Origin of the sequence: Duganella sp. LjRoot269, assembly GCF_964254095.1 — a bacterium.
GTDB lineage: Bacteria > Pseudomonadota > Gammaproteobacteria > Burkholderiales > Burkholderiaceae_D > Rugamonas > Rugamonas hordei.
Map to the genome: position 1 here is coordinate 2,639,846 of NZ_CAXUSL020000001.1, position 18,191 is coordinate 2,658,036.

Genomic DNA, 18,191 nt, shown 5'->3' on the forward strand with positions numbered 1-18,191 from the left:
ACCATGGACATGCGCCTGCCGCCGCAAGACATCAAATCCCGTTTCGCCACCGTACGCCGCCGCTCGCTGGCGCTGGCCGAACCGCTGACCGACGAGGACTGCGGCGCGCAGTCGATGCCGGACGCGAGTCCGATCAAGTGGCACCTGGCGCATACGACCTGGTTCTTCGAGACCTTCATCCTGGAACCCATGGAAGCCGGCTTCGAGCCTTTCCATCCTGCGTTCCGGGTGCTGTTCAATTCCTATTACAACGGCATCGGCGAGAAGCATCCGCGCGCCCAGCGCGGCTTGCTGACACGGCCAGCCATGTCGCAGGTGCGCGCCTACCGCGCCAATGTCGACGAGCGCATCGCCCGGCTGGTCGCCAGCGATCTGGATGACGAACAGCGCGCGCAGCTGACGATGCTGATCACGCTGGGACTGGAACATGAACAACAGCATCAGGAACTGATGCTCACCGACGTCAAGCACCTGCTGGCGCAAAACGCGCTGCTGCCCGAGTATATGGATCTGCCGCTGCCACAGGCGCCGGCCGCACCGGCGCTGGCCTGGCTGCCGTTTGAGGGCGGCCTGACGGACATCGGCCATCGCGGCGGCGGCTTCTGCTTCGACAACGAACTGCCGCGCCACAAGCAGTATGTGGCGCCGTTCGAACTGGCCTCGCGGCTGGTGACGAACGCCGAGTACCTGGAATTTATCACCGCCGGCGGCTATTTCAACGCCGGCTTGTGGCTGGCGGAGGGCTGGGACTGGGTGCGCAGCCAGGGTCTGAACTGCCCGATCTACTGGCAGCAGGAAGACCAGGGCCAGTGGCTGGAGTTCACGCTGCATGGCGCGCAGGCGCTGGACCTGAACCGGCCCGCCACGCATTTGTCGTTGTTCGAAGCGGATGCTTATGCGCATTGGGCCGGGGCCCGTTTGCCGACCGAGGCCGAATGGGAATTCGCCGCCGCCCAGGCGGACGTGGAGACCGGCTCGCTGCATCCGGCCGCCGCCGATGCTGCGGACGGCGACGGGTTGCAGCAGATGTTCGGCCATTGCTGGCAATGGACCAGCAGCAGCTATGCCGCCTATCCCGGTTACCAGAGCGCACCGGGCGCGCTGGGCGAGTACAACGGCAAGTTCATGATGAACCAGTACGTGCTGCGCGGCTCGTCGTGCGCCACGCCGGCAGGCCACGCGCGCGCCAGCTACCGGAATTTCTTCCCCGCCGGCGCCCGCTGGCAGTTCACGGGCATCCGGCTGGCCAAGCTCACAGCGCCTTGAGGAAGGCGGCCAGGTCGGCCGCTTCCTGCGGCGTGAAGCCGATGTTGAAGCGCGTATCGTAGAACGTCACGATATCCTCGATGGTGTGCACCGAACCATTGTGGAAGTAGGGCGAGCGCGATTCGATGCCGCGCAGGCTGGGCACCTTCACCTTGCCGATATCTCTCCATTTACCAGACAGCATGGCGGCGCCGGGATCGGTGGTGGCCACGGTTTCGCCGGTGGCGTTGTTGCGCAGCGTGTAGAGCGGCATGTCGGCCGTGCGGCGTGCGCCGTCCGATACGCCGGTGTTGAACATGCGCGTGACCGAGTGCGTGCCGGCGTTGGGCGCGTCGTGGCAGCTGGCGCAGCTGCCGCGTTGCAGCGGACGGCGCAACTCGTCGTTGAAGCCGGCCACATTGGTGATGTTGAACGGCTTGTTATTGAAGATTTGCTCGCCGCGCGCGATCGAGGCGCGGGCCAGGTTTTGCGCGCTTGGCGCGGCAGGCGGTGGCGGCGCTGGGCGGCCTCGCACCGGTGGTGGAGGCGGAGGAGCCGGGCGGTCCAGGTTGCGCCATGCCCCGAATATCGTCATGACGTTGCGGTTGAACGGGGCGCCGGTTTGATAATCGCCGGACAGCAGGTCGTTGATGCCGTAGTAGAAGGCCGTGGAGGCCAGCGACGCGGGACCGCCCAGGGCGCCGGCCTCGGTCAGGTTGCCGGCGTCGATGGAGCTGATCTGCGCGGTGAACAGCGTCTTCTCGAAGTCGACGATGGCGCGCTGTTCGGCAGCCGTCAAATCCTGCGCCGCTTCGGCGTGGCCGCGCACGGCGTCGTTGGCCTGATGCAGCAGGCCGGCGTCGACGGCGGTGTAGCACTGCGCCGGGCGCACATCCTTCAGGCAGACGGTTGAATTGGCGTCGGCCGGGGTTTCGCGGCTGTCCCACATCACGCTGCTGGCGAATTTGAGATTGGTGGTCGGCAGCGGCCGGCGGAACAGCGACAGCTCCCTGGCGCTGGCGTAGTTGTACGGATCGTCGGTCTTCACCAGCGTGAATTCCGCGCCGGCGGGCATGGCCAGGCCGACGCGGATCAGGCCCTTGGTCAGCAGCATGCTGTAGGCAACGCGCTTCTGGTCCAGCGTGGCCGTGGCGGCCAGCGGCGAGACGGCGCCGTCGACCAGGCGGAAAACGGGATCGGTGCCGGCGCTGTCGGCGAAGCGCGCGGCCAGCTTGTCCGGGCCGATGCTCCATCCGTTGTCCGGCTGGTGGCAGATGGCGCAGGAGCGGCCGTTGCCCATCGGTTTGAAGAAGGGATTGGCGGTATCGACCGCACCGGCGGTGCTGAAGCTGAGGGAGGCGCCTTCGTCGTTGGGCACCGGCGTCAGCACGATGGGCGGCGCGGAAGTCTGCACCGCGGCGGCAAGCGTGGCGGCGCCACCTTGCGCGCCGCCCTGTGCCAGGCGTGGCGCGGCGCTGGCGGTTGTGCTGTTTGCGGTCGGATCGCTGCCGCCGCAGGCCGCGAGCAGGGCGGCGGAGGCGATGGCCGGAGCCAGGTTCAGGACGCGGTGATACATGGTGTGCTCCGTCTGTTTGTTGATGACGGGCCGAGATTGCACCGCAATTGTGTGGGAAAAATGTAGGCGGACCGTAGTGTGGCGTTTTAGCCAAGCTCCATATTTTCTGCACATTTGGCGGTTATGATGGCGGGATGACGACCATGAGCCAGCCATGCGGTTGACCATCGCCCGCAAGATCGCGCTGGCGGTGACCGCTATCGTCTTTCTCTGCGTGGGGACGATGGCGTGGGTCGCCAGCAGTAACCTGAAGCGCGGCTTCGTCGCCTATCTCAATGAATTGCAGGTCCAGGATTTCGACCAGTTGCGCGAGCTGCTGGAGGACCGCTATCGCACCGAAGGCAGTTGGGATTGGCTGCGAGGGAAGCCGCGCGCGCTGGGCGAGCTACTGAACAGGATAACGCCGATCAGCCAGGTGTTCGAGCCGGACGGCGACACGCACCGTCCGCGCCGCGAGCACCGTTCACCGCCGCCACGCCGGGCCGGCCTGCCACCGGCGGACGACGGCGACCATGGGGCGTATGCCTATCAAGCCAGGCCGCCGCGCCGCGAACCGCCGCCGCCGGAAATGGATCCGCCGCCCGCCGAGGCCGAGCCCAGGCCCGCCGCTCCGCCGCCGCGCAGCAACGATCCGATGGATTTCGCCTCGCGCATCTCCATCACCGACGCGCAGGGCGGCAAGTTGATCGGACCTCCCGACATCAAGGTCGGCGCCGAACGCGCCATCAAGGTGGATGGCGTGGTGGTCGGCCACATGCGCCTGATGCCGCTGCGCGAGACCGGCGGCGCCGACGCCAGCGCCACCGTTTTCCTGCGCGAGCAGCTGCGGTCGATCCTGCTGCTGTCCGCCGTCCTGGTCGGCCTGGCCATCCTGGCGGCGATTTGGCTGGCGCGCCACCTGCTGCGGCCCGTGGCGGCGCTGCGCGACGTCACCGCCCGGCTGGCGCTCGGCGAATTCAGCGCCCGCGCGCCGCTGCTGTCGCGTGACGAGGTGGCTGAGCTGGCGCTGCACGTCAATGCCATGGCCGAGGCGCTGGAGGAGAGCGAACGCCGTCGGCGCAAGGTGCTGGCCGACGTGTCGCACGAACTGCGCACGCCGCTGACGGTCATACGCGGCGAAATCGAAGCGCTACTCGACGGCATACGCCGGGCCGACGCCAACGCGCTGCAGTCGCTGCATGCCGAGGTGCTGCGCCTGAACAAGCTGGTCGACGACCTGCACCAACTGACCATGGCGGATGCGGGCGATCTGCAATACCACTGGCATGAACTGAACCTGGCCGAGCTGCTGCGGCCGACGCTGGAGCGCTACCAGCCGCGCGCGCAGAAGTGCGGCCTTGATCTGAGCTGGAGCCTGCCGGCCGCCCCCGTGATGATGACGGGCGATGCCGGACGCCTGCAGCAGGTGGTCACCAATCTGCTGGAGAACAGCCTGCGCTACACCGACGCCGGTGGCCACGTGGTCGTCGCCTTGACCAGCGCCGCCGGCCATGCCGAGATTACTGTCGAGGACAGCGTCCCCGGCGTGCCGTCCGACGTGGTTGGCAGCATCTTCGAGCGCCTGTACCGGGTGGATGCGGCCCGCACGCGCGAGCGCGGCGGCAGCGGGCTGGGTCTGGCGATCTGCAAGGCGCTGGTGGAGGCGCACGGAGGCACCGTCGGGGCCGCCGCATCCGTATTGGGCGGACTGAAAGTGCTGGTCCGCTTGCCGCTAAAAAAATAGGAGACGCCGTGTCCCATATCCTCATCGTTGAAGACGACGTCAAGATCGCCGCGCTGCTGGCTGACTACATGGGCGCTGCAGGCTGGCAGACCCGCAGCGTGGCCGACGGCCGCAGCGCGGTCGAGGCCATCCGGGGCGGCGGCTTTGACCTGGTGCTGCTGGACGTGATGCTGCCGGAGCTGGACGGCATCGGCGTGTGCCGCGAGGTGCGCGTCTTTTCCCAAATCCCCATTATCATGCTGACTGCGCGCGTCGACGAGATCGACCGCTTGCTTGGCCTGGACAATGGCGCCGACGATTATGTCTGCAAGCCGTTCAGCCCTCGCGAGGTGGTGGCGCGGGTGCGCGTGCATTTGCGCCGCAGCGGGGGAGCCAACGGCACGGCGCCAGTCGTTGCGGTCTCGCCATTCCAGATCGACCGCCCCGGCATGCGCATCCTGCACAACGGGGCCGCGCTCGCGCTGACGCCGCTGGAGTTCCGGCTGCTGGCCGAGTTGATCGAGAATCCCAGCCGGGTATACACCCGCCAGCAGTTGCTGGACTTCGCCCACCAGGACCAGCGCGACATCGGCGACCGCACCGTCGATTCGCACATCAAGAACATCCGCCGCAAGTTGCCGGACGCGGAATGCCTGCAATCGGTGTATGGTGTCGGCTATCGTTTCGAGTTTACTTAGCCAGGATTGTATATGTTGATACGTCGTTTAATTCCAGCCGATGCCGCTGCCTTCCTGTCGCTGCGGCTGGCGGGGTTACGCGAGTCGCCCTCCGCGTTCGGTTCCAGCTACGAGGAAGAGTGCGACACGCCGCTGTCCACGATAGAAGCGCGGCTGGCGGCCGATTCCGGCCGCAATATGTTCGGCGCCTTTGATGGCGATGAACTGGTCGGCCTGGTCGCGGTGGGGCGTGAGACCGCGCTGAAAATCCGGCACAAGGGTTATATCCGCGCGATGTACGTGGCCGAAGCTTATCGGGGCAGGGGTGTTGGACGGCGCTTGATGGAGCACGCGCTGGCATTCGCCGCGACCATGCCGGGCGTGCAAAGGCTGACTCTGTCGGTCACCGCGGGCAATGCCGCGGCGACCGAGCTCTATGAGTCATTGGGCTTCCAGGAGTTCGGCCGCGAGCCGGATTCGATGATCGTCGACGGTCAGCTGTTCGACGAAATCATGATGTCGCGGACGATACTCGTTACTTCGCCGTCCTGAATCAGACGGTGGCGTCGGCGCCCGCCGGTGCCGCCGCCGCTGCGGCTTCCTGTTGCGTGATCTGGCGATTGACCGCGCTCAGCACCGCCTTGAACGAGGCCGTGACGATGTTGCTGTCGATGGCCGCACCGAACAGCGTCGGGCCGTTGGCCAGGCGCAGTTCGACGTAGCAGGCCGCCTTGGCGTTGGCGCCCGAGCCGATCGAGTGCTCATGATAGTCCATCAGCTTGATGTCCAGGCCGAGCGCATCGACGAAGGCGTCGATCGGGCCGTTGCCGCCGCCCTGCAGTGCCATCGGCAGCTTGCGGTGGGTGAGGGCGATGTCGATCTGCACCGGCTCGTCGCTGCTGGTGTCTTCCACCATCTTGTGCGAGTTGTAGGCGTACGGCGAAACCTGCTCGAAGTATTCCTTGTTGAAGATGTCGTAGATGCCGTCGGCGGTGATCTCCAGGCCGGTGGCGTCGGCCACCGCCTGCACGGCGCGGCTGAACTCAATCTGCAGGCGGCGCGGGAGGACCAGGCCATAGTCCTGCTCAAGCAGATAAGCCATGCCGCCCTTGCCGGACTGGCTGTTGACGCGGATGACTGCGTCGTAGCTGCGGCCCAGGTCCTGCGGGTCGATAGGCAAATACGGAATCTCCCACAGCGCGCCTTCCTTCTGCTGGGCGAAGCCTTTCTTGATCGCGTCCTGGTGCGAGCCGGAGAAGGCGGTGAACACCAGGTCGCCGACGTACGGATGGCGCGGGTGCACCGGCAACTGGTTGCACTCTTCGACGCACTTGCGCACTTCGTCGATGTCGGAGAAGTCCAGGCCAGGATGCACGCCCTGGGTGTAGAGGTTCAACGCCAGCGTGACCAGGTCGACGTTGCCGGTGCGCTCGCCGTTACCGAACAAGCAGCCTTCGACGCGGTCGGCGCCTGCCATCACGGCCATCTCGGCGGAGGCCACTGCGGTGCCGCGGTCATTGTGCGGGTGGACGCTGATGATCAGCGAATCGCGGCGCGCCAGCTTGCGCGACATCCATTCGATCTGGTCGGCGTAGACGTTGGGCGTGCTGCACTCCACCGTCGACGGCAGGTTGATGATCATCTTGTTCTGCGGGGTCGGTTCCCAGATCGCCGTGACGGCGTCGCAGATATGCTTGGAAAAATCGAGCTCGGTGGTGGAGAACGACTCCGGCGTGTACTCGAAGCCCCATTCGGTTTGCGGGTGCTGCTTGATCAGTTCCTTCACCAGCTTGGTGCCGGTGGTGGCGATGTTGGTGATCTCTTCGCGCGACATGCCGAAGACGACCTTGCGGAACACCGGCGCCACCGAGTTATACAAGTGGACGATGGCGCGCCTGGCGCCGACGCAGGATTCCACCGTACGGCGGATCAGTTCATCGCGCGACTGCGTCAGCACGATGATGGTGACGTCGTCAGGAATGCGGTTCTCCTCGACCAGCTTGCGCACGAAGTCGAAGTCGGTCTGCGAGGCGGAAGGGAAGCCCACTTCGATTTCCTTGAGGCCGATCTTCACGAGCAGCTCGAAGAAGCGCAGCTTTTTCTCGGCGGTCATCGGTTCGATCAGGGCCTGGTTGCCGTCGCGCAGATCGGTGCTCATCCAGATCGGCGGCTTCGAAATGACGTTATTCGGCCACTGGCGGTCGGACAATTGCACAGGGGGGAAGGCGCGATACTTCGCTGCTGGGTTCTGCAACATCATGGGGTGCTCCTGGGTCTTTAAATTTTGGGAAGTGCTGGATGCCGTGATCCGACGAATCGGTGTGCCGGCGCTACATGTGGCGAAGGGCTGCCGCGCGGCCACGGAATACTAGGCTCGGCAACCGATCGGTAGTTTTAGCAGTAGCGACAAGGACGAAGCTGGGAGCATCGGTGCAAACTTTCCTGGGATTTGAAGACATGTGCGGCTTGTGGCCGGCACGGGGTACAGCTGGAACGCGGCTAATTAAGCGCGTGCTAGTAGGCGCATCGCTAGCGATAGGGCGCTAGGCGACGGCAGCAGGAAAGCGGATAGGTGCAGATGCGAGGTCATGGACCTTAATGTACGAGATAGCCGGCGTGGCTGTCAAGGAAATTTGACCAACTTGCAATTATTGTATCGGATCGGCCTCTGTCCAGCTTCATCGCTGCCGCGGGGCATTGTTTATCTGATCCATAATGCTTTTGATCTCGCCTTCCGCCTCCGGCGTCAAATTGATGAACATGCAGCCGATATGGACCTGTTCGCCCAGCAGGAAGGAGCGGATGGAGCGCGTGAAGCGTACCTCCAATTCTGCGACGATGTCGGTTTCCAATCCCAGATACAGCTGCACTTCCTGCAGTTTGCGGCCCTTGAGCAAGCCCTTCGCATCGCTCTTCGAGCAACGCAGGCCGATCCCGCCCAGCGAGAAATCGTATATCGGCAACTCATGGGGGGTACCGTTCAGTTCATACGAAGCCATGAAACTGGCGCCCAGCGGCGTCTCCATGCGCTCCGAGGCGCGCCGGTTCAGCACCGCGCAGGTCTCCGGGAAGATCATCGGGATCAGCTGTGGCTGGCCGGGAAGCGAGGTCCATTCCGGCTTGGACAGGCGGAATTGCAGCTTCGCGCTGCGCAGCCAGGCGACAAAGGTGATGTTGCCTGGCTTGAGGGTCTCCCCTTCGTTTAACTCCATCACGAAATTCGGCAACTCGGGATCGACCTGCAGTATGCGTCCGAGCACCACCTCCCGGCTGCCGGCCGCGTACATCGAGATCGCGTCGCCGCTCGCAGCCAGGAGGGTCAACGCGTCGCCGATATCGTCTTCGGTCGTCATGTCATATGAATTGGCCGAGACCGGGAAGGGGGCCATTGCATCTTGCGGCCGTGGAGGTCCTTTACGGATCTGGGCGGCAGAGGGCTCGTTGAGCAACATATGGCCTCCTTGTAGTTAGTGCAACTTTAGACATTGTTTAGGTCTGTTTATAATCCCATCATAGTTCGTGTTTTTCCATAAGGCAACTTTATTTTGATTTTGAGAAGAATTCGCCGTTGATAGAGTGCTGACACTCATTGACGCTGGAGCGGACAACGCGCATGGAGGCGGGGCCGCCGTCGACGGAGTTTGACCGCCAAAGTTTGTTCTGCTGCTCATTACGAAGGTCCGCAACGGGAGGCTTCGGCCTAAAGTGAGATGCGTGAGCTTTGTAGAAATGCCAGATGCTATGCTGAAGGCCTTCGGCCGGGGCTGGCCAGCAACGGACGTGTCAGAGATTGCACATGTGATGCTGTCCCATACGGCTGAGAAAATTTGACAGTTTTCGGCCATTTGCGGACCTAGCCATCGTGCCTCCAAATCGATGGTAGATCCGATTGAGCTACGGTAAGCGACCATAGGATCGGTGCCATCTAAATGCATGGATGGAACGGATCTTCCTCAGTGTTCACAGTCGTTTATTGTCAATTTGCGGGACTAATTTTGTAGAGGCTACTATTTATGGAATTGCCAGACTTATGAGTGAGATGGTCATGCGGCTTCGCGCTTTGCGCTACCTTGCACTGATACAACTGCTGGTTATCTCCTTCATAGCGCGGGCGGATCAAGCAAGCGAACATGTCGATCTCGTCTGCAATGCGGCGGAAAATTTAGCGCTGGTTCGCTTTTCGATCAGCGACGATGCAACCCCCACCTATCGGCGCCTGCCACAAGCGCTTGACCTTGGCCTCTCGGCTAGCACCGGGTCTGATCGCACCGATTGCACCCTGGCCAACGGTACCACGATCCGGGTACGCGGCGGCAGACGACAGGCCTTTGGCTATGGAGAGGGTGGTGGCAATCCGCCCGCTTTCTTCAGCCTGTGGATCAACAAGCGCAAGGTGATATCGAGCAAGATATGGATGCCTGGATATGAAGAGACGTTCAAGGATCCGCCCATCTATGACGGTGTGTTGATCACGACAAATCGCATCACCATTTGCGCTACTGCCGAAGGCAAGCCACAACAATGCAACAGCCAGCTGCTCGATCCGATGGATAGGCCGATCGACCGCATCGAATACGGCGCCACCACCCGCAAGGCTCCTCCAGGGCATATTTCGGTTACGGCCAAGGGCGCGGCGAATCAACGCTTCTGCGAGGCCTATCTCGGCTTGGTCAACCCGGAATTCGCCAACCCGCATTTCGGCCGGCAGACACCGCTTGATATCGACCTTGAGGCGTTCACTGATCAGACGAACGTTGCAAATGCCCGGACTAATTCCGGCTTGATCGAATTAATGCCAGGCGTCACCCGTCGTCTCATGGTCTGGGACGCCGACAATCATTATTTCGACGGAACAGTGATCGCCTTGGCACCGCCCACCATGACGATGCAGGAAATCGTCACCACTTATCCGATTGATGACATCGAAGACTGGCACAAGCGCGGTGTTCCGCACGTCACCTTGATTTCGGGCGGACAAAAGCAGCTCTACCCAGATATCTCGCCGCGCTATGTGCACTTGGTGCCACAACGGGTAGATGGAGCGCTGTATGTCTTTGCCTACCCAACGAGCGAACGGAGTCGTCCGACTGCCGCACTGATTAAACCACTTTCTGCCGGTGGCTTTGTCACCCTTTGCGCCTTCAACCGCACCGAGTCGCATTACTGACCAGCCCGCCAGGTGATAGCAGTGGGCTGCGTCCGAGAATGGCCGTTCACGTTGCGTGTAAGAGCCATTCACATACAAAGAAAATAACACACATAAAAAATACGCTTGCGCAATCATGACGGTCGGACGCAATGTCCTACGTTCGAACAACGTACGTCGCGTTTAGGCGACTTCTACCTCGCCGTGACAAATCGTGATGTTTGCAGACAGGCAAGATGCTATCCTGACCGATTAGGCTGCATCCGGCCACCAGCAGACGGAGAAAAGTGACAACATCGGGGCTCGCATGAAAGAATTTAGGTTTAGCATTTTCGGTTCGTTTATTGCTATCACTGGCACAGCCGAGGCTTGGCGCGCCTTTTACCTTGGAGCAGAAGGGAAGCGTAGGCCGGCAGACTTCGTTGTCCCGGCTGACATCGCTGACCATGAGCTGTGTGAGTATCTGGCCGACCTATTTCATGAAAATGCGACACCTCGAAATTGCACAGCTGTCCAGATATCGTGACGGCGGCGTTCAGCCAAAAGCTGCAGTAGTTGCCCTTGCACCAACTGCTGAAAATGGTTTTACAACGGTCACCCATTTAATTAACCAAGGTATGTAATGAAATCTTTTCGCTATGTTTTGTCCGCAGTAGTTATGCTAGCTGCCCCGCAGGTATATGCTGATGTGAACGATTCAATTACCGACCGCAGGTTTTCGATACCGTTAGGTGCGCAAGGGCTGGTGATGCCGCGCGCGGACTGGGCGTTGAACAAAGAACAAAGACGTTCGGATGGTAAGGTCGCCTATTACATGATGTACAGTGAACAGGCACGTACTGTCTTTTCGGTCTACATAGACAAAACGGGACCTTGCCGGTCGGCGGATGACTGTCTGAAAGAGACGCTGAAGAATCCTCTGTACAAGGAGGCGCAAGAAATAAAGATGACCGATGACCGTCAATTCAAGGTAGCTTACTTTTATCTCGATAAGCCGCAAGGTTTAGCGGTGAGTCAAGCGCACGTATTGGCGAGCGCTTATGTGGATGGACTGTGGTTCGACATCCATATTTCCCAGACCAACAAAGAACGCCCGGATATCGGGGGGCTGCTGGAACTGATGAAAACACTGCAATTGAAATAAGAGCCATAGCCCGCGAAAACTCGACGTATGAAAATAGTGTTGTTGCCAGCGATAGTACGACTTTTATCGGCCAAAAGCCGCCATTCGTTGGGCTTTGGTGAACTAATAACTAGGAGTGGAATTGTTTTTGAAGATATTTGCAGGTGCGATTTTAGCGGTCATGACGATTGTACTTACCGGGGTGTACGGGCTAACTTTTTATGTTTGGCCCACTGGGTTTAACGATGAGAAGTTAGCTGTAACACCTGAAGTTATGCAGCGCTTGCGTACTTTGCAGTTGGAGCATAAGTTCGACCCAGATGTCAGCACGTTCTACCCAGGGGCAGCTAATGAGGAGCAAAGGTCAGCTGCACAGGCAGTAGTGGATTCGGCAATTCAGTCACTGATTGATGAACTGCCATTGCGACCACAACGTTCGACCGTGCTTAGAGCACTGAAAGCTTCATTAGCTGCTTTCGATACTTCAGAATCTGAGGAACGTGACCAGATTCTGGTGTACCTTACGAAAGTGATGCACATGTGTGGGGTCGAGAGTTCCTTTGAGCTATTCAATGTGTGGCGGTACGGATTCCCGTATGGCTGGTTCTTCTGACGGCCAGTTCCGGACACTCATTTTGAAGATAGGGCAAGTGAATCTGTGGCTAGTCTCGGCTGCCAAAACCTGAGGAAGCATGAAAATCCTAAGAATATTTATCTCGTCGGCAGTAATTCTTTCTATTGCAAGCCATGCCGCGCCATTGAGTGAATTGGCTTGGGTTGAAAAAGAGTTGGCGCCCATTTTTGCTAAAGAAGCAGGGGTAAAAATTACGACTAAACAAGGAGAAGAAAAGGAATGGAGATACCCATATTTTGTTGGAAATACATCGTCCAGACTAACGCAATTCAGCTCTTGGTTACGTGAAACGTCTATTCGTGGATTGTTTCCCGAGGATGATGCCTTGGCCGAGAAAGCATTGAAAAGCAAGGATAGCCAAGTAATTGCAATGCTGAAAGCTGACAAAGCTGTGCAAGATGCTGCGGCAGAAGCTTCTACTATCAGTTTGGTTAAGCGCTTCGGCTCTTTATTTTTTCTGACTACACAGAGCGTCTATGGTGGAGACCGGTACAACATCAACGTTGATAGTGCTATCTACGACTATGCGGCAGGTAAGGAAATTAATATTGCGAGCCTGTTCGTTGGGGAGGCGGAGCATAAATTAAGTGAGCTTCTAGCGCAGTCGATCCGTAAGTCGCTTGAAAAAGCCAAACGGGAATCTAGTGCATGTTTGATCAAAAATGGAAAAAATCCTGGTTACAACTGCCCCGAATTGAATATTGATACCCAACAGTGTATAAATAGCATTCTATTCCATTGGAATTGGTTGGAAATTAAAGACAGTCGACACTTACAGTATTATGTGCCGTACAGGCCCAATGTTGCTGCTGATTGCGGCTATGAGGATAGTTTTCAAATTCATGGATCCAACGTAGAAACGCTCTTTCTTGAGCCTGCGAGGTTTAAAAAAGCGGTTCGCTTTACAGTATTGCCAAATGTCGAGTCTCAGGCGAAAGAATGAGGTTAGGGCCGAAGGAATGCGACGTTGCGTAATTCATTTCTCGCGATCTTAACGCTCGCTTTAATAACCTCGACTGCCGCTGCGAATTGTTTTAGATAATAAATGCGAAGGTCCGCAACGGGGTGCGGATCGCCGATCGTCTGACGGAATGTGTAGCTCGCCCTGTCTTTCTCAGCCACTGTATCTTTTGGTTTCGGGGGCTCCCCGCATAACGCCGTCACCGGTGGCGGGATCGTTATTGCACCTTCATTGCTGCGCCGGATTCCGGGTTGTTCGCCGGTGGCGCGGATAGTGCGTTGCGCGGCTTGTTGGCTGCCGCGCGCTCTTGATCATGCAGCTCGTCGCGTGGCGGCGCGCTTCCTCCAGCCGCGATGTGTACTCCAGGATCTCGCCGCCGAAGGTCGGGCGCCGTCCATTGGCGGCGGATATTCGTTCAGGAGACGACGATGCGCGGCGTGCCTTCGGCCATACGGCCGATCACCGCCGCTTCGCCGAAGCCTTCGCGGTGGAACAGGGCCAGCACTTCGTCCACGCTGGCCGGATCGCACGACACCAGCAGGCCGCCCGAGGTTTGCGGATCGGTCAGCAGCATGTGCTGCGCCTGCGTGATCGACGGCGACAGCTGCACGTCCTTGCCATAGCCTTCCCAGTTGCGGCCGGAGGCGCCGGTGAAGTAGCCCTCGTGCGCCAGTTGCTCGACGCCCGGCAGCAAAGGGATCTTCGCCATGTCCAGTTGCGCTTCCAACTTGGCGCCGCGCGCCAGTTCCAGCAGGTGGCCCAGCAGGCCGAAGCCGGTGACGTCGGTCAGCGCGTGCACGCCGGCCATCTCGGACAGGGCCTTGCCGGGCTTATTCAGCTTGGTGGTGTTGGCGATCATGGCTTTGTAGCCGTCGGCATCCAGCTTGTCCTTCTTCAGCGCGGCGGACAGCACGCCCACGCCCAGCGGTTTGCCCAGTATGAGCGTGTCGCCGGCCCTGGCATCGGCATTGCGCTTGACCTTGGACGGATGCACCAGGCCCAGCACCACCAGGCCGTAGATCGGTTCGACCGAGTCGATGGTGTGGCCGCCGGCAATGGGGATGCCGGCTTCGGCGCAGATCGATTCGCCGCCCTTGATGATCTGGCCGATGGTCTCGATCGGCAGTTTGTTGATCGGCATGCCGACCAGTGCCAACGCCATGATCGGCGTGCCGCCCATCGCGTAGACGTCGGAGATGGCGTTGGTGGCGGCGATGCGGCCGAAGTCGAACGGATCGTCGACGATGGGCATGAAGAAATCGGTGGTGGCGATCAGCGCCTGCTCGTCATTGAGCTTGTAGACGGCTGCGTCGTCGGCGGTCTCGATGCCGACCATCAGTTCCTTCGGCACCGGGAAGCCGGTGGAATTCTTCAGTATCTCGGACAGCACGCCGGGCGCGATCTTGCAGCCGCAGCCGCCGCCGTGGGAGAACGAGGTCAGTTTGATAGCGTCATTGCTCATTTTGATTTCCTTGATTGGTCTTGTGTTGAAGCAGATTATCCACCAACTCCAGCAATGCCGCCTGCTCGGCCGCTGGAGCGAAGAGGGGAGCGCGGGCGTCGCACTGCGCGCGCAGGTGCGCATGAAAGTCCTGGTCCTGCACCGCGCGGTCGATCAGGCGCGCCAGCGCGGCGGCGTCGCCGGGCGGGAAATAGCCGGCGTAGTCGTCGCCCAGCATGCCGCGATTGCCGCTGATGTCGCTGGCCAGCACCGGCACGCCGCTGCAGACAGCTTCGATGATGACGTTGGCGCCGCCTTCCATGTGCGAGGTGATCGCCATCAGATAGCTGCGCTTCAGGCGCTGGCGCGTGGCGGCGTGCGGCAGGGCGCCCAGCCAGCGGTAGCGCGGCTGCGCGGCGGCCGTCGCTTGCGCGGCTTCGGCCAACTGCGGTTCCAGCGCGCCGCCAATGTGGACCAGGCGCGCCTTGGCCGCCGTGACCAGTCCGGCGGCACGCATGAAGGTCAGCGGATCTTTTTCGGCGCGCAGGTGGCCCACCATGACGATGTCGGCGTGGCGCCGCGCGGCTGGCGCTCGGACGGGCAGCAGCGTCGGCGCCGACTGGAAGATGACGCTGGCCTTGGCGCGCAATGGCGCGGGCAGGGCATCCATGCCGGCCGGCTGCAGCAGCACCAGCGCGCTGGCCTGCCGCAGCGAGCGCTGGGCGCTGGCGTCGGTCTCGATGTCGCGGTATAGATCGGTGCCGGTGAGCAGCAGGATGGACGGACGATCCGGATGCTGCTCCGCATAGGCCGCCAGCGACGGCGCGGAGCGGCGGGCGTGCAGCGCGATCAGCAGGTCGGGAGGCGCGGTATTGGCCGCATTGCCCATCTCGTCCGGATCGGGCCATTGTTGCGAAATCGTTACCTTGTGGCGCGTGCGCAGAAAACGCGCCCAGCGGCTCGCGCTCTGCCAATTGCCGTTGTTGGCGCGCGCCGAGGCGGGGCTGACGATCCAGATGTGGTGTGCGGTCACTGGTGTTTTGCCTGGAAATCGTTACAATCGGCCCATGAATTCAAGTCCATCTTCCTTCAGAATCGCCACGCCCCGTCAACTGGCGGAGGCGCTGCGGCATGCGCGGGATTATACGCTGTCGCTGTTCGAATGCTTTGCCGCCGCCGGCATGGACGTGTCCGAGCGCGTGCCGCAGCTGCGCATCGTCAATCCGCCGTTGTGGGAGCTGGGCCATATCGCCTGGTTCGCCGAGTGGTTCATCCTGCGCGACGCCGCTTCCAGCGATCCGGCCGATGCCGTCGGCAACTGCCTGCTGACCCGCGGCGACGGCTGGTTCGACTCCGCGCGCGTGCCGCACCGCAGCCGCTGGACGCTGGACCTGCCCAGCGCCGGCGCGCTGAAGACCTATTGCCACGAAGTGCTGGACCGCGTGCTCGACAAGCTGTCGCGCGAGCCGAACGACGATGCGGCGCTGTATCCCTACCGGCTGGCGCTGGCGCACGAGGACATGCACGGCGAGGCGCTGCTGTACACGCTGCAGACGCTGGGCCTGGCCGCGCCGGAGCGGGCGCCGCGCGACGAGCAGGCCTTGTTTGCGCCGTCCGAGATCGGCTTCCCCGGCGGTACCATCCAGCTGGGCAGTGCCGAAGGCCACGGCTTCGCCTTCGACAACGAACGCCAGGCGCATGCGCACCGCGTGACGCCGTTCGCCATCGACAGCACGCTGGTCAGCAACGCGCAGTACGCCGACTTTGTCGCCGACGGCGGCTATGACAACCGCCAGTTCTGGAGCACCGCCGGCGCCGACTGGCTGATGCGGCAGGATCGCTCGGCGCCGCGCTACTGGCAGCGCGACGGAGGCCAGTGGCGCACGATGCGCTTCGGCCAGCTCTCGACGCTGGCCGGCGCAGAACCGGTGCGCCACGTGAACCTGTATGAAGCGCAGGCTTACTGCGCCTGGGCCAACCGCCGCCTGCCGACCGAGGCGGAGTGGGAATATGCCGCGCTGTCGGGTCATCCGGCCTTCCGCTGGGGGCAGTTGTGGGAGTGGACGGCGTCGCCATTCGAGCCTTATCCGGAGTTCCAGGCAGACCGCTACCGCGAATATTCCGAGCCCTGGTTCTCCACGCACCAGGTCCTGCGCGGCGCCTCGTTCGCGACGCCGTCGCGTTTCGGATCGGCCAGGTTCCGCAACTTCTTCATGCCCGAGCGCGACGACATCTTCGCCGGTTTTCGTACCTGCGCCTGGCCCGGATAGTCTTTTAGCGAGGGCTCTGCTATCCTTTTCTTTTTCCAGAAAAGGGCGCATCCCATGAAGTTCAAGCATCTCCTGATTTCCGCCGCCGTCCTGGGCGCCCTGGGCGCGGCGGCGCCGTCGTTCGCCGACGCCGGCAAAGTCGTCGCGATCCGCGCCGGCAAACTGGTCGACGTGGTGGCCGGCACGGTGCTCAAGGACCAGACCATCATCATCACCGGCGATCGCGTTACCTCGGTCGGCCCGAGCGCATCGGCCAAGGTGCCGGCCGGCGCGCAACTGATCGACCTGTCGTCGCAAACGGTGCTGCCAGGCCTGATCGACATGCATACCCACCTGACCGGCGACCCTTACCTGGGCGGCTACAACGCGCTGGGCGTATCCGACACGCGGGCCGCGCTGTACGGCGTGCGCGCCGCGCGCAAGACGCTGGAAGCTGGTTTCACCACGGTGCGCAATGTCGGCGCCAGCGGCTTCGGCGACGTCGCGCTGCGCGACGCCATCAACGACGGCGATTTCATCGGCCCGCGCATGCGCACGGCCGGTTACGCCATCGGCATCCAGGGCGGCCATTGCGACGAGAACCTGCTGCCGGCGGAGATGAAATTCACCAGCCGTGGCGTGGCCGACGGTCCGTGGGAGGCGCGCGCCAAGGTGCGCGAGATGGCCAAGTACGGCGCCGACGTGATCAAGATCTGCGCGTCGGGCGGCGTGCTGTCCAAGGGCGACGAGCCGGGCGCGCAGCAGTACACGCTGGAAGAGATGCAGGCCATCGTCGGCGAGGCGCATAAGCTGGGCCGCAAGGTGGCGGCGCATGCGCACGGCACCAGCGCCATCCGCGACGCGATCATCGCGGGCGTCGATTCGGTCGAACATGCGAGCCTGATCGACGACGAAGGCATCCGGCTGGCGCGCGAGAAAGGCACCTACCTGGTGATGGACATGAACGTTTTGTCGACACACTATTGATGTCATATGATTGACTTTGCTCAGTAGTGCCTTTAGTATCGGGTATAGTTGTCAAGTTTGCACGGTTCAATTGACATTCAATATTTGACACCGGAGGCTGCCCGTGGGATTTGGATGTTCGACTGAGAAGTACGGACTGGAGCGTACTACCCCCGGCCCGCGCCATGCCAAACGCTCGACAGAAATCGGTCGCGTTCTCATTAGCAGAGCGCCCCATGCGCTATGAGCTAACTCCAACACAAGTTGTGTTTCATCTGGAGAAACCTAAGAGCAGTATTCCTTCAAGGGTAACCCTGTCCTGCTCGGGCACGCAACTCTCAGCGGAGACCCTTGATAAGTTTTGTTCGTTAGTGGTCCGGCAGTACCGTCACCTGGCGCCGAATACCCAACGGGCGCAGTTAGGGGTTTTTCTAAAGCCAATACTCCTTTTTTTCGCTCGCCCGGAAACTC

At 61.4% G+C, this 18,191-nt stretch carries 18 protein-coding genes; 12 read left to right on the forward strand and 6 right to left on the reverse strand.

Features of this window, described 5'->3' with window-relative positions:
* The first annotated feature begins 3 nt into the window (after positions 1 to 3).
* Positions 4 to 1,266: an ergothioneine biosynthesis protein EgtB gene (egtB, locus tag ACSQ3S_RS11875; protein ID WP_436142472.1), complete on the forward strand. Its 1,263-nt coding sequence runs from the start codon at positions 4 to 6 to the stop codon at positions 1,264 to 1,266.
* On the opposite strand, the gene ACSQ3S_RS11880 is transcribed toward egtB, so the two are convergent.
* Entirely contained in the window at positions 1,253 to 2,821 is a 1,569-nt protein-coding gene (locus ACSQ3S_RS11880) for a cytochrome C (protein WP_436142473.1), read from the reverse strand. The two genes, egtB and ACSQ3S_RS11880, sit on opposite strands and share 14 nt — an antisense overlap.
* 154 nt (positions 2,822 to 2,975) lie before the next feature.
* On the opposite strand from ACSQ3S_RS11880, the gene ACSQ3S_RS11885 reads away from it, so the two are divergent.
* The 3 genes from ACSQ3S_RS11885 to ACSQ3S_RS11895 are packed head-to-tail and all read left to right on the forward strand — an operon-like array spanning position 2,976 to position 5,752.
* A complete protein-coding gene (locus tag ACSQ3S_RS11885; RefSeq protein WP_436142474.1) occupies positions 2,976 to 4,544 on the forward strand; it encodes an ATP-binding protein in 1,569 nt (522 codons plus the stop codon).
* A gap of 8 nt (positions 4,545 to 4,552) precedes the next feature.
* Positions 4,553 to 5,221 carry a response regulator gene (locus tag ACSQ3S_RS11890; protein ID WP_436142475.1) on the forward strand — a complete coding sequence of 223 codons (669 nt, stop codon included), beginning with the start codon at positions 4,553 to 4,555 and terminating at the stop codon, positions 5,219 to 5,221.
* A 12-nt stretch (positions 5,222 to 5,233) separates the two neighbouring features.
* Positions 5,234 to 5,752, forward strand: a complete 519-nt coding sequence (locus tag ACSQ3S_RS11895; RefSeq protein ID WP_176653800.1) for a GNAT family N-acetyltransferase — start codon at positions 5,234 to 5,236, stop codon at positions 5,750 to 5,752.
* 1 nt (position 5,753) lies between these two features.
* On the opposite strand, the gene leuA is transcribed toward ACSQ3S_RS11895, so the two are convergent.
* Complete coding sequence (gene leuA / locus ACSQ3S_RS11900; RefSeq protein WP_436142476.1) at positions 5,754 to 7,460, reverse strand: 2-isopropylmalate synthase; 1,707 nt, start codon at positions 7,458 to 7,460, stop codon at positions 5,754 to 5,756.
* A gap of 418 nt (positions 7,461 to 7,878) precedes the next feature.
* On the reverse strand, positions 7,879 to 8,652 hold the full coding sequence (locus tag ACSQ3S_RS11905; RefSeq protein WP_353402271.1) for a flagellar brake protein: 774 nt from the start codon (positions 8,650 to 8,652) through the stop codon (positions 7,879 to 7,881).
* Between the two features lie 578 nt (positions 8,653 to 9,230).
* On the opposite strand from ACSQ3S_RS11905, the gene ACSQ3S_RS11910 reads away from it, so the two are divergent.
* From ACSQ3S_RS11910 to ACSQ3S_RS11935, 6 genes are all read left to right on the forward strand, one after another.
* Positions 9,231 to 10,367: a hypothetical protein gene (locus ACSQ3S_RS11910; RefSeq protein WP_436142477.1), complete on the forward strand. Its 1,137-nt coding sequence runs from the start codon at positions 9,231 to 9,233 to the stop codon at positions 10,365 to 10,367.
* Between the two features lie 286 nt (positions 10,368 to 10,653).
* Entirely contained in the window at positions 10,654 to 10,872 is a 219-nt protein-coding gene (locus ACSQ3S_RS11915) for a DUF7661 family protein (RefSeq protein ID WP_436142478.1), read from the forward strand.
* The gene (locus ACSQ3S_RS11920) at positions 10,826 to 10,969 is read left to right on the forward strand and encodes a hypothetical protein (protein ID WP_436145104.1); all 144 of its coding nucleotides are present in this window, start codon (positions 10,826 to 10,828) and stop codon (positions 10,967 to 10,969) included. The genes ACSQ3S_RS11915 and ACSQ3S_RS11920 overlap by 47 nt, the downstream gene beginning before the upstream one ends.
* Positions 10,969 to 11,490 carry a hypothetical protein gene (locus tag ACSQ3S_RS11925; RefSeq protein WP_436142479.1) on the forward strand — a complete coding sequence of 174 codons (522 nt, stop codon included), beginning with the start codon at positions 10,969 to 10,971 and terminating at the stop codon, positions 11,488 to 11,490. Before ACSQ3S_RS11920 ends, ACSQ3S_RS11925 begins: the two co-directional genes overlap by 1 nt.
* A 121-nt stretch (positions 11,491 to 11,611) precedes the next feature.
* Entirely contained in the window at positions 11,612 to 12,082 is a 471-nt protein-coding gene (locus tag ACSQ3S_RS11930; RefSeq protein WP_436142480.1) for a DUF4844 domain-containing protein, read from the forward strand.
* A 79-nt stretch (positions 12,083 to 12,161) separates the two neighbouring features.
* Positions 12,162 to 13,046, forward strand: a complete 885-nt coding sequence (locus ACSQ3S_RS11935; protein WP_436142481.1) for a hypothetical protein — start codon at positions 12,162 to 12,164, stop codon at positions 13,044 to 13,046.
* A gap of 246 nt (positions 13,047 to 13,292) precedes the next feature.
* On the opposite strand, the gene ACSQ3S_RS11940 is transcribed toward ACSQ3S_RS11935, so the two are convergent.
* Genes ACSQ3S_RS11940 through senB form a run of 3 tightly spaced genes read right to left on the reverse strand, consistent with a single transcriptional unit; the run spans position 13,293 to position 15,538 of the window.
* Complete coding sequence (locus tag ACSQ3S_RS11940; RefSeq protein WP_436145015.1) at positions 13,293 to 13,475, reverse strand: heavy metal-binding domain-containing protein; 183 nt, start codon at positions 13,473 to 13,475, stop codon at positions 13,293 to 13,295.
* Positions 13,476 to 13,479: 4 nt separating this feature from the next.
* Positions 13,480 to 14,526 carry a selenide, water dikinase SelD gene (gene selD / locus ACSQ3S_RS11945; protein WP_353402281.1) on the reverse strand — a complete coding sequence of 349 codons (1,047 nt, stop codon included), beginning with the start codon at positions 14,524 to 14,526 and terminating at the stop codon, positions 13,480 to 13,482.
* The gene (gene senB, locus ACSQ3S_RS11950) at positions 14,516 to 15,538 is read right to left on the reverse strand and encodes a selenoneine biosynthesis selenosugar synthase SenB (protein ID WP_436142482.1); all 1,023 of its coding nucleotides are present in this window, start codon (positions 15,536 to 15,538) and stop codon (positions 14,516 to 14,518) included. Before senB ends, selD begins: the two co-directional genes overlap by 11 nt.
* A 34-nt stretch (positions 15,539 to 15,572) precedes the next feature.
* Between senB and senA the strand changes: the two genes are divergently transcribed.
* Positions 15,573 to 16,775, forward strand: coding sequence for a selenoneine synthase SenA (gene senA, locus ACSQ3S_RS11955; protein ID WP_413447362.1), 1,203 nt, complete (start codon positions 15,573 to 15,575; stop codon positions 16,773 to 16,775).
* A gap of 54 nt (positions 16,776 to 16,829) precedes the next feature.
* Complete coding sequence (locus ACSQ3S_RS11960; protein ID WP_436142483.1) at positions 16,830 to 17,741, forward strand: amidohydrolase family protein; 912 nt, start codon at positions 16,830 to 16,832, stop codon at positions 17,739 to 17,741.
* Positions 17,742 to 18,191: the final 450 nt, after the last annotated feature.